At 66.3% G+C, this 11640-nt stretch carries 12 protein-coding genes; all 12 read left to right on the top strand.

The window, feature by feature from the left end:
- Nucleotides 1–147 precede the first annotated feature (147 nt).
- The 12 genes from J5M86_RS01580 (at nt 148) to J5M86_RS01635 (ending at nt 11596) form a co-directional block, all read left to right on the top strand.
- Entirely contained in the window at nt 148–1434 is a 1287-nt protein-coding gene (locus tag J5M86_RS01580) for an aspartate kinase (RefSeq protein WP_188059817.1), read from the top strand.
- A 28-nt stretch (nt 1435–1462) separates the two neighbouring features.
- On the top strand, nt 1463–2509 hold the full coding sequence (locus tag J5M86_RS01585; protein WP_188059816.1) for an aspartate-semialdehyde dehydrogenase: 1047 nt from the start codon (nt 1463–1465) through the stop codon (nt 2507–2509).
- A 6-nt stretch (nt 2510–2515) separates the two neighbouring features.
- Nucleotides 2516–3592: an aspartate-semialdehyde dehydrogenase gene (locus tag J5M86_RS01590; RefSeq protein ID WP_244328415.1), complete on the top strand. Its 1077-nt coding sequence runs from the start codon at nt 2516–2518 to the stop codon at nt 3590–3592.
- A gap of 79 nt (nt 3593–3671) precedes the next feature.
- Nucleotides 3672–4481 carry an amino acid ABC transporter ATP-binding protein gene (locus tag J5M86_RS01595; RefSeq protein ID WP_370587316.1) on the top strand — a complete coding sequence of 270 codons (810 nt, stop codon included), beginning with the start codon at nt 3672–3674 and terminating at the stop codon, nt 4479–4481.
- A 69-nt stretch (nt 4482–4550) separates the two neighbouring features.
- Nucleotides 4551–5369: a glutamate ABC transporter substrate-binding protein gene (locus J5M86_RS01600; RefSeq protein ID WP_188059815.1), complete on the top strand. Its 819-nt coding sequence runs from the start codon at nt 4551–4553 to the stop codon at nt 5367–5369.
- Nucleotides 5370–5434: 65 nt separating this feature from the next.
- Complete coding sequence (locus J5M86_RS01605; protein WP_188059814.1) at nt 5435–6115, top strand: amino acid ABC transporter permease; 681 nt, start codon at nt 5435–5437, stop codon at nt 6113–6115.
- The gene (locus J5M86_RS01610) at nt 6112–6984 is read left to right on the top strand and encodes an amino acid ABC transporter permease (RefSeq protein ID WP_188059813.1); all 873 of its coding nucleotides are present in this window, start codon (nt 6112–6114) and stop codon (nt 6982–6984) included. The genes J5M86_RS01605 and J5M86_RS01610 overlap by 4 nt, the downstream gene beginning before the upstream one ends.
- Nucleotides 6985–7183: 199 nt before the next feature.
- Nucleotides 7184–7807: a DUF2461 domain-containing protein gene (locus tag J5M86_RS01615; protein ID WP_188059812.1), complete on the top strand. Its 624-nt coding sequence runs from the start codon at nt 7184–7186 to the stop codon at nt 7805–7807.
- A gap of 36 nt (nt 7808–7843) precedes the next feature.
- On the top strand, nt 7844–8836 hold the full coding sequence (locus J5M86_RS01620; protein ID WP_188059811.1) for a patatin-like phospholipase family protein: 993 nt from the start codon (nt 7844–7846) through the stop codon (nt 8834–8836).
- A gap of 143 nt (nt 8837–8979) precedes the next feature.
- A complete protein-coding gene (locus J5M86_RS01625; RefSeq protein WP_188059810.1) occupies nt 8980–9774 on the top strand; it encodes a CoA transferase subunit A in 795 nt (264 codons plus the stop codon).
- Between the two features lie 78 nt (nt 9775–9852).
- Nucleotides 9853–10485, top strand: a complete 633-nt coding sequence (locus J5M86_RS01630; protein ID WP_188059809.1) for a CoA transferase subunit B — start codon at nt 9853–9855, stop codon at nt 10483–10485.
- Nucleotides 10486–10552: 67 nt separating this feature from the next.
- Entirely contained in the window at nt 10553–11596 is a 1044-nt protein-coding gene (locus J5M86_RS01635; RefSeq protein ID WP_244328416.1) for a phosphotransferase family protein, read from the top strand.
- The last annotated feature ends 44 nt before the right edge of the window (nt 11597–11640 follow it).

Consider the following 11640-nt stretch of genomic DNA (forward strand, 5'->3'; position numbering starts at 1 on the left):
GTCCGCGTGGCGCTCGTCACAGAATGTGGACTACGGGTCCGTATCGCGGTCGGCCACGGGGAATGCCGGGCGCCGTCGTTAGCATTGTCCGCGGTGTCGGCGCTGTCGCGCCGCCGAAAGCAACAGTGATGGCAAGGAGAGCCCGGCGTGAGTTTGGTGGTCCAGAAGTTCGGCGGGAGTTCGGTGGCGGACGCCGAAAGCATCAAGCGCGTCGCTCGTCGGATCGTCGACACCCGTAAGGCCGGCAACCAGGTGTGTGTCGTGGTGTCGGCGATGGGTGACACCACCGACGAACTGCACGACCTCGCTGCCGCCGTGTCGCCCGCACCGCCCCAGCGTGAGCTCGACATGCTGCTCACCGCCGGCGAGCGGATCTCCGCCGCGCTGCTCTCTATGGCCATCGACAGCCTGGGCGATTCGGCGAGGTCGTTCACCGGCTCCCAGGCCGGCGTCATCACCGACGACGTGCACGGCAAGGCCCGCATCATCGACATCACCCCTGGCCGCATCCGCGAGGCGCTGGATGCCAATCACATCGTGATCGTGGCGGGCTTTCAGGGCGTCAGCCAGAGCACCAAGGAGATCACCACCCTCGGCCGCGGCGCCTCCGACACCACAGCGGTCGCCCTCGCGGCGGCACTCGGCGCGGACGTCTGCGAGATCTACACCGACGTCGACGGCATCTTCACCGCCGACCCGCGCATCGTCCCGACGGCGCGCAAGATCGACCGCATCAGCAACGAGGAGATGCAGGAGCTGGCCGCCTCGGGCGCCAAGATCCTGATGCTGCGCTGTGTGGAGTACGCCCGCCGGTTCGGCGTGCCGATCCACGTCCGTTCCTCGTTCAGTCACCACGAAGGCACCTGGGTCGTCGACAACGAGTCGGCCCGTAACCAGCAAGGAGAAGAAGGCGTGGAAGACCCGATCATTGCCGGCGTCGCGCACGACCGCGGGGACGCCAAGGTCACCATCGTCGGAGTCAAGGACTCCCCGGGTGTGGCGGCGAAGATCTTCCAGACCATCGCGGCGGCCCAGATCAACATCGACATGATCGTGCAGAACATCTCCGCCCTCGACACCGGCCTGACCGACGTCTCCTTCACCTGCCCGATGAGCGACGGCCCGCGTGCGGTCGAGGTGCTGCAGGCGGCCAAGGAGTCGATCGGCTACGACCAGCTGCAGTACGACGACCAGGTGGGCAAGCTCTCGCTGGTGGGTTCGGGCATGCGCTCGCACCCCGGTGTCAGCGCCACGTTGTTCCAGGCGCTCGCCGACAACGGCATCAACATCGAGATGATCAGCACCTCCGAGATCCGCGTGTCGGTGGTCACCAAGGACGACCAGCTCGACGACGCCGTCCGCGCAGTGCACACCGCCTTCGGGCTGGACGACGCCGACGGCCAGGCGGTCGTCTACGGCGGCACGGGCCGCTGAGCGAACCACTTTTCCCAGGAGTCATCACATGAGCAAGCCCCTCAACATCGGTGTCGTCGGCGCGACGGGTCAGGTCGGCGCGGTCGTCCTGCAGTTGCTCGCCGAGCGCAACTTCCCGGTCGGTGACCTGCGTCTGTTCGCCTCGGCGCGGTCGGCCGGTCGCACCATCACCTGGCAGGGCCGCGACATCGTCGTCGAGGACGCTGAGACCGCTGACCCCACCGGGCTCGACATCGCGATCTTCTCCGCCGGTGGCGCCACCTCCAAGGCGCTGGCGCCGAAGTATGCCGCCGCCGGTGCGACGGTGATCGACAACTCCTCCGCATGGCGGATGGATCCCGACGTGCCGCTGGTGGTCACCGAGGTCAACCCGAACGAGGCGCTCGAGCCCGCCAAGGGAATCGTCGCCAACCCCAACTGCACCACGATGGCTGCGATGCCCGTGCTGAAGCCGCTCTCCGACACCGCCGGTCTGCGCCGGATGACCGTCGCCACCTACCAGGCTGTCTCCGGTGCGGGTCTCGCCGGAGTCGAAGAACTCGCCACCCAGGCGCGCCAGGGCGCCGACTCGGAGTCGCTTGAGCAACTGGCCCACGACGGCTCGGCCCTCGAGCTCGGCCCGGCCCAGAAGTTCCCTGCGCCCATTGCGTTCAACGTCGTCGCTCTCGCCGGTAACGTCGTGGAGGACGGATCTGGGGAAACGGACGAGGAGCAGAAGCTACGCAACGAGAGCCGCAAGATTCTGGGGTTGCCCGAGTTGCTGGTGGCGGGCACCTGCGTTCGCGTGCCGGTTTTCACCGGTCACTCGCTCTCGGTCCACGCGGAGTTCGACAAGCCGATCACGCCCGACGAGGCTCGCTCGGTGTTGGCCGACGCCCCCGGTGTGGAGCTGTCCGACGTCCCGACGCCGCTTGCCGCGGCCGGCTCCGACCCCTCGTTCGTGGGCCGCATCCGGCAGGACCAGTCGGTGGCCGACGGCAAGGGCCTGGTGCTCTTCATCTCCGGCGACAACCTGCGCAAGGGTGCCGCGCTCAACACCGTCCAGATCGCGGAGGTCATTGCGGCGGGCCGGTGATCGATCGTGGCTGCTGATCGGGTGCTGGCGATCGTCGGCGCCACCGGCGTCGTCGGTCAGACGATGCTGTCGATCCTGCCCACCCGCCCCGACATGTGGCGCGAGGTGCGCCTGCTGGCGTCCGGGCATTCGCAGGGCACCAGTCTGCGCGGGGCCGGCGCCGAACTGCCGGTGCGGGAGCTCACGGCGGACGCCTTCGACGGCGTGGACGTCTGCATCCTGGCCGTGCCGGCCGACGTCGCCCGCACGTGGGCGCCGATCATCGCTGCCCGTGGAGCCGTCGTCATCGACAACTCGGGGGCACACACCGCCAACCCGTTCGTGCCCCTGGTGGTGCCGGAGATCAACCCCGCTGCAGCGCGCGGCGAAGGCGGACGCATCATCGCCAGCCCCAGCGGCACCACGCTGCTCATGATCAACGCGCTGGCTACCCTGCACGAGCACTGGCATCTGCGCGAGGTGGTGGCCTCGACCTACCAGGCCGTCTCGGACGCCGGGGTGCGCGGCGTGCACCGGTTGTACGACGAGATGGCCGAGCTCGCCGGTAACCGCAAGGTGGGCCAGACCCCGGGCGATGTGCGCCGCTTCCTCTCCGACCTCGGTGAGGCCTCGCCGTTCCCGGCGCCGGTCGCGTTCAACGTGATCCCGTGGGTCGGTGGGCCGGGCGATGGACGCTGGTCGGGTGCGGAGCTACGCGCTCGGGAGGAAGTGCGCGCGATCCTGGGTCTACCGGATCTTCGGATGACGACCACCTGCGTCCAGGTGCCGGTCACCACCACCCATTCGGCCACCCTGCACATGACCTTCGAGCGTCGGATGTCACGCGACGACGCAGTGCGTGCGCTCACCGAGGGCATGAATTCGATTGTGGTGCTTGACGATCCGATGCGGGCTGAGTGGCCCACTCCGGTCGACGTCGTCGGTGCCGACCCGGTTTTCGTCGGACGCATCCGGCAACCGGCCGACTTCCCGCGCTCGCTCGAACTCTTCGTGTGCGCCGACAACCTGCGTAAAGGCTCGGCGCTCAACATGATCCAGGTGGCCGAACTCGCCTGCGGATCACTCGGGAGCGGGAGCGCTTAGATCACGATTGGGCCACTGCTGGCATCGGATTGTCGAAGTTTGTGCGTACATATTCACACTTTGACCTATCGTGTCGCCCATGACGCAGGAGCATGCTGCCGCCGAGCAGCCATCTGAGCAGGACCGCGGCGCCTCTTCGCGGAGCGTTCTCGGCGAGCCATTGGTCGTCCTGCAGGGTGTCAACAAGCACTACGCCGACCTTCACGTGTTGCAGGACATCAACCTCTCCGTCGCCAAGGGTGAGGTGGTCGTCGTGCTCGGCCCGTCGGGTTCTGGCAAGTCGACGCTCTGTCGCACGATCAACCGGCTGGAGACCTTCGAGACCGGGTCGATCACCATCGACGGTGTACCGCTTCCGGAGGAGGGCTCGGGCCTGGCCAAGCTGCGCGCCGACGTCGGCATGGTCTTCCAGTCGTTCAACCTCTTCGCGCACAAGACGATCCTGCAGAACGTCACGCTCGGGCCGGTCAAGGTGCGCAAGATGAACGCCAAGGAGGCCGAGTCACGCGCGATGCAGTTGCTCAAGCGCGTCGGCGTCGATCACCAGGCCGCGAAGTATCCGGCACAGTTGTCGGGTGGTCAGCAGCAGCGTGTGGCCATTGCCCGATCGCTGGCCATGGAGCCGAAGGTGATGCTCTTCGACGAGCCCACCTCCGCGCTCGACCCCGAGATGATCAACGAAGTGCTGGACGTCATGGGGCAGTTGGCCAAGGAGGGCATGACGATGATCGTGGTGACGCACGAAATGGGCTTCGCCCGTCGCGCCGCTGACCGCGTCATCTTCATGGCCGACGGCCAGATCCTCGAGGAAGGCACCCCCGAGGAGTTCTTCGACAACCCCAAGTCGGATCGTGCCAAGGACTTCCTGTCCAAGATCCTCGCTCACTGAGCACCCCGAATCACCAACCTTCACAACACATTCCGGGGCTCAGACACCCCGCCAGCAGGAGGAAAACCCATGAAGTTCCGTTCCGCATCCGCCGTGGCCGTGCTGGCCGCTGCCTCCCTGACCCTGGCTGCCTGCGGCGGCGACTCCGACTCCGGCTCGGGTGACAAGGTCAAGATCGGCATCAAGTTCGACCAGCCGGGCCTCGGCTTCAAGGACGGCAGCAAGTACACCGGCTTCGACGTCGCGGTCGCGAAGTACGTCGCCGGCAAGATGGGCTACAAGGAAAACCAGATCGAGTGGGTGCAGTCGCCCTCCAAGCAGCGCGAGTCGATGCTGAAGGCCGGCACGGTGAAGATGATCTTCGCCACCTACTCCATCACCGACAAGCGCAAGAAGGAAGTCGCCTTCGCCGGCCCCTACTTCGTCGCTGGTCAGTCGGTGCTCGTGCGCGCCGACAGCAACATCAACGACGTTACTGGTCTGAAGGGCAAGAAGGTCTGCTCGGTCACCGGTTCCACCTCGGTCGACAACCTCAAGAAGGAGCAGCCCAACCTGGTGCCGCAGGAGTACGACACCTACTCCGCGTGCGCCTCGGCCCTCAAGGACGGCGTCATCGACGCGATGACCACCGACGACACGATCCTGGCCGGTTACGCCAACCAGACCGCCTACAAGGGCAAGTTCAAGCTGGTGGGCAACACCTTCTCCACCGAGAAGTACGGCGTCGGCCTGAAGCAGGGCGACACCGACACCTGCAAGAAGGTCAACACCGCCATCCAGGAGATGGTCAAGGACGGCTCGTGGGAGAAGGCGCTGAAGGACAACCTCGGCGCCGACTACAAGTTCAACGCCGAGAACAACCCGCCGAAGGCATTCGAAGCCTGCTGACTTCGTCCCGGTGTGGGTGCGGCTCCCGTCGCACCCACACCCCCTTCGTCTGATGGAAGGTCGTGATGGCCGATCTCTTCGAGCAGTACCAGGTATGGGCTGCAATTTGGATGACGATCAAGCTGACATTCGCAGCTGCGATCGGCAGCTTGTTGCTCGGCACGATCATCGCCGTGCTGCGGATGTCGCCGGTGCCGATGCTGCGTTTCCTGGGCACCGCTTATGTCAACGTTTTCCGTAACACTCCGCTGACGCTGATCATCCTGGCCACCAACCTTGTGCTCTGGGCCAAGCTCGGCGTGAAACTGGCCAACGACCAGGACCCCAGCTACTTCGCCACCAACAACTTCCGTCTCGCGGTGCTCGGTCTGATCGTGTACCACGCCGCGTACGTGTGCGAAGCACTGCGCTCGGGCGTCAACACGATCCCGCTCGGGCAGGCCGAGGCGGCCCGCTCGATCGGTCTCACCTTCGGTCAGTCGCTGAAGGAGGTGGTGCTCCCGCAGGCCTTCCGTGGTGCCGTCGTACCACTGGGCAACACCCTGATCGCGCTGACCAAGAACACCACGGTCGCGATCACCATCGGTGTCGCGGAGATGGCGTACTTCCTGGCGAATGTGGCAGAGGACGATCCCGGCGCGTTGAACCAGGCCTTCATGATCAGTGCGGTGACCTTCGTGGTGCTGACCCTGCCGGTCGGTCTCGCCGTCTCGCACTTCGGTAAGAAGCTGGCGGTGAAGCGATGAGTGCTGGAGTTCTGTTTGACGCGCCCGGCCCGAAGGCACGCCGTCGGCACATGATGCTCACCGTTGTCGGCGCGCTGCTGCTCCTCGGTGGTTTGTTCGTCGTCTACCAGCGGATGGACGAGAAGGGCCAGTTCTCCTCGGCTCTGTGGAAGCCATTCACCGAGTGGAACGACTTCGTCAAGCCGTACATCTTCGACGGTTTGATCGGGACGCTGAAGGCAGCCGGCATTGCGATCGTGCTGGCCGGCATCCTCGGTTTCGTCTTCGCAATGGCGCGGATGTCACAGAGCGCACCCGTGCGCTGGGTGGCGTCTGTGCTGGTCGAGATCTTCCGGTCGATCCCCGTGCTGCTGGTGATGCTCTTCACCTACGGATACCTCAGCAACAGCTCGAACGTCTCGGTGCAGGACGCCGCTCCGCTGACCGCGACCATTGCTGGCCTGGTCTTCTACAACGCAGCCGTGGTTTGTGAGGTCATCCGATCCGGTGTCAATCAGTTGCCGAACGGGCAGCGCGAGGCCGGTCTCTCGATCGGTCTGACGGTGAGCCAGACCCTGCGGCAGATCCAGTTGCCGCAGGCGATCACGACGATGATGCCGGCGCTGATCAGCCAGCTCGTGGTCATCGTCAAGGACACTGCGCTCGGTTACAACGTGCTCTACGGCGAAATGCTCTACAGCGCCAAGACCGGATCAACCGGGCCGGCGAACATCGTGCCGATGCTCATCGTGGTCGCCGTGATCTACATCGTCCTCAACTACGCCATCTCCAAGGCGGCGGAGTACGTCGACCGGCGCCTCAAGCGTCGCGGCCAGAACTCCAAGCAGCAGGTGCCCGGCGGTCCGGTCGTCGAGGCCGACGCCGCCTAGACGTCGCGAGGCCGTACGCAGCCGCCGGCCGTCACTTCGGTGACCGCCGGCGGCTGCTTCGCACTAGGTGGTTGAGCCAGGCCGGTGAGGAACGAACCGGTCTGTGTCGAAACCGGCCAAAGCTGACGACCTGGTCGCCCGACTCTCGGGCGGCGGTGCCGGCGTCAACCTCCGCGCTCGCTGTCCATAAGCTCGTGCGGTGATTTTCGACGGATTCCCCGTGGCAGCCCTCGACTTCTACGACGACCTCGAGCAGGACAACAGCAAGGCCTTCTGGGACGCCCACCGTGACACCTACGAATCGGCGGTCAAGGAGCCGATGCAGGCGCTCGCGGACGCGCTGGAGGACGAGTTCGGCAGCGGGAAGATCTTCCGGCCGCATCGGGACGTGCGCTTCAGCAAGGACAAGACGCCCTACAAGACACACCAGGGCCTCTACGTCGCCGCCGCTGAGGCCACCGGCTGGTACGTGCAGTTGTCCGCCGCGGGCGTGATGGTCGGAGTCGGCTTCTATGACGCGTCCCCGGCTCGGCTTGCGGTGCTACGCAGAGTGATCGACGGCCCCGACGGCGCGACCCTGGAGCGCCTGGTCAGCGGGCTCACGGCGTCCGGGTGGGAAGTGGGCGGCGACACGGTGAAGACCACGCCGCGCGGCTACTCCGCCGACCACCCGCGCATTGCACTGCTGCGGCACAAGTCGATGACGCTCTCCAAGCACTATGGCTTCGGGCCGGAGATCCACAGCGCCAAGCTGCTCGGCCGGGTGCGGGACGACTGGCGGGCCGGGGCGCCGTTCGTGGAGTGGGTCGCCGCGCACATCTGAGCCGGCGGACAGGTGAGCGGACGTAGGCTGTCGCCCATGGCATCGCGCACAAGAGTCGCAGTCGCGCTCGGGTCGGGCGGAGCCCGCGGCTACGCCCACATCGGCGCGCTGGAGGTGCTCGCCGAGCGCGACCTGGAGGTCGTGACCATCGCGGGCACGTCCATGGGCGCACTGGTGGGCAGCTTCGCCGCGTGCGACCGGCTCGACAGCCTCAAGGAGTGGGCGCTCAGCCTTACCCAGCGCGACATCCTGCGCCTGCTCGACCCCTCGCTCGGCGGCCCGGGCGTCGTCCGCGCCGAGCGGGTGATCACCAAGATCGCTGCGCTGCTTGCAGATTCGCAGATCGAAGACTTCCGCATCCCGTTCACCGCGGTCGCGACCGACCTCGACGGACGACGTGAGGTGTGGTTCCAGAAGGGTCCGGCCGATATCGCGATCCGGGCGTCGATCGCCATGCCGGGCGTGATCCACCCGGTGATGGTCGACGGCCGGATGCTGGTCGACGGCGGTCTGATGAACCCCATTCCGGTCGAACCCACCCGCGCCGTGCCCTCCGACTTCACCCTCGCGATCTCACTCAACGGGGTTCGGCAGAGCCAGGGGGCGGCCGAAGCGGTGCCAGTGTCTCCGCTGCGCACCTTCATCGGACAGAGCGATGCGCTCACTCGTGGCGCGCGACGAGTTCGCAAGAGCACCAACGAGATCCTCGACACCCCGACGATGCAGAAGTGGTCGGCGCGGCTCACCGCCAACCGAGTCGCGAGTGAGGAAGCCGAGCACCTCGACCCGATCGACCGCCTCTTCGGCGCGCGGCTGCCCAAGGACCTCTCGACCGTCGAGATGTTCAACCGTTCGTTCGACACGATGTCGTCGTTGGTCGCCCGCTACCGAATGGCCTCCAACCCGCCGGACGTCCTGGTCACCCTGCCCTCGGACGCCTGCCGCACCCTGGAGTTCCACCGGGCCGCCGAGATGATCGAGCTCGGACGCCGCCTGACCACGCAAGCGCTGAACGAAGCCGGTCTCTGACCAAGGCTGGCGCTGTCTCCGGCCCATCTGGGTGTGCCCGGAACCCACTGGATCAGTGGACGCCTGGGTGGGTGCCACAGTGATGCCGATCACATGGTCGTTAGCATCAGGGGGTCAGGCGGGGACAACACGGAAGAGCGGTCATGGACAAGGTTGTGGCATCGGCTGCGGAAGCGGTGGCCGACATCGGGTCGGGATCATCCCTGGCGGTCGGCGGTTTCGGACTGTGTGGCATCCCCACCGTGCTCATCAAGGCGCTGCACGACACCGGAGCCGACGACCTCGCGGTCGTGTCGAACAACTGCGGCGTCGACGGCGCGGGCCTGGGAATCCTGCTGGCCGACAAGCGGATCAGTCTGGTGCAGGCGTCCTATGTTGGAGAGAACAAGGAGTTCGCCCGGCAGTACCTCACCGGTGAGCTCGAGGTGCGCCTGACTCCGCAGGGCACGCTGGCCGAGAAGATGCGTGCCGGCGGCGCAGGCATCCCGGCGTTCTACACCCAGACCGGCGTCGGCACCCAAGTGGCCGAAGGCGGCATGCCGTGGAAGTACGACGCCGACGGTGGGGTGGAGCAGGAGTCTCCGGCCAAGGAGACGCGCACCTTCGGCACCTTCGGCGAACAACGTGAGTACGTGCTCGAGGAGTCGATCGTCACCGATTACGCGCTCGTGCGTGCCCACAGGGGCGACCGACACGGCAACCTCGTCTTCCGCACCTCCGCCCGCAACTTCAACCCGGCCTGCGCAATGGCCGGCCGCATCACCATCGCCGAGGTCGAACACCTCGTCGAGCCGGGCGAGATCGACCCGGACGAGGTGCACCTGCCGGGCATCTACGTGCACCGCGTTGTGCCGCTGACGCCTGAGCAGGCTGCGGACAAACTGATCGAGCGAGTCACTGTCCGCACTGCGGGCTCTGGCGAACAGAAGGAGGTGTGATCGTGCGGACTGAGATCGCGACAACAGGAATCGAACGCACGACCACCCGTCCTCACGAGCAGAAGCAGGAGGCCTGAGATGGCACTTTCGCGTGAGCAGATGGCCGCCCGGGCGGCGCAGGAGTTGCAGGACGGCGACTACGTCAACCTCGGCATCGGCCTGCCGACCCTTGTGCCCAACTACGTCGCCGACGATGTTGAGCTGGTGCTGCAGTCGGAGAACGGCATCCTCGGCACGGGCGCGTATCCCGTTGAGGGAGAAGAGGATCCCGACCTCATCAATGCCGGTAAGGAGACGGTCACCCTGCGCAAGGGCGCCAGCATCTTCGACTCCTCGATCAGCTTCGGCATGATTCGCGGTGGCAAGGTGGACGCCGCGATCCTGGGTGCGATGCAGGTGAGCGCGGCCGGCGACATCGCCAACTGGATGATCCCGGGCAAGATGGTCAAGGGCATGGGCGGCGCGATGGACCTCGTGCACGGCGCCAAGAAGGTCATCGTGCTCATGGAGCACGTCGCCAAGGACGGCAGCCACAAGATCGTGCAGGAATGCTCGCTCCCGCTCACCGGCAAGGCCGTTGTGCAGCGCATCATCACCGACCTCGCCGTCATCGACATCACCGACGACGGGTTGGTCGTGCGCGAGGTGGTCGACGGCATCAGCCCGGAAGAGCTGCAGGAGAAGACGGGCGTGCCGCTCTCCTTCGCCTGATGCTCGGGTGATCGGCGATTAGGGTTGGTTGGTCCGCACCGAGCACCGGCCGGTGCATCGATGAGGCGTGGAGGCTTTCGTGGGTGAGTACGACGAACTGGTGAATCCGGCCAAACTCGGGCCCGCCCTGGCTGAAGCGATGTCGGACGACGCCTGGCGCGACTTCTCCGCCCACCTCATCGCCGGCGGCAAGTCGAATCTCACCTTCGAGATCTCTTCTGCTGCAGGCGAACTCATCCTTCGTCGTCCACCATCAGGCAAGCTGCTGCCCAGCGCCCACGACATGGGCCGGGAGTCACGGGTGCAGCGAGCGCTCGCGCCGACGGACGTCCCTGTGCCGCAGATCGTGCTGGTCGACGAGAGCGGTGACCTGCTCGGGGTGCCGTGCTACGTCATGCACAGGGTCGACGGCATTGTCGTGCGCGACGCCTTCCCGGACGGCTACCTGGACGGCGATCACGGCATGGAGCAGGTGGCCGGTGCCCTGGTCGACACCCAGGCCACGCTGCACCTGATCGATCCGGCGTCGGTGGGCCTGGATGACTTCGGCAAGGCCGAGGGCTTCATGGAGCGGCAGGTACGGCGCTGGTCTGAGCAATGGGAGCGCTCCAAGACCCACGACGTCGCTGCGATGGACGAACTCGGTCGCCGCCTGAGTGGGGGAGCGCCCGCCGCACAACGGGTTTCGGTGATCCACGGCGACTACCGCCTCGACAACTGCATGCTCGACAGCTCCGACCCGTCGCGGATCGCCGCCGTGCTCGACTGGGAACTTTCGGCGCTCGGTGACCCGCTGGCCGACCTCGCGCTCACCCTCTTCTACTGGGCCGAGCCGGGCGAAGTGTCACCGACGGTCACCCCGTTGATCACCCAGACGCCGGGCTTCCCGGGGCGCGACTTCGTCAAGCAGCGGTACGCCGAACGCACCGGCCTCGACTTGTCGAACCTCGCGTACTACGAGGCCTTCGCCGCCTTCAAGTTCGCCGGCATCGTCCAAGGCGTGAGCCGCCGCAGCCAGGAAGGCAAGATGGCCGGCCAGGACTTCGGCAACCTCGACGCGATGGTCGAGATGATCGCCAAAGCGGGCGTCGCCAAGCTCGACCTGATCTGACCGCAGCGCGCCGCTGGTCGAGCCGATTCGACTGAGGAACGAAG

It is taken from the genome of Yimella sp. cx-51 (assembly GCF_017654605.1).
Classification (GTDB): Bacteria; Actinomycetota; Actinomycetes; order Actinomycetales; family Dermatophilaceae; genus Yimella.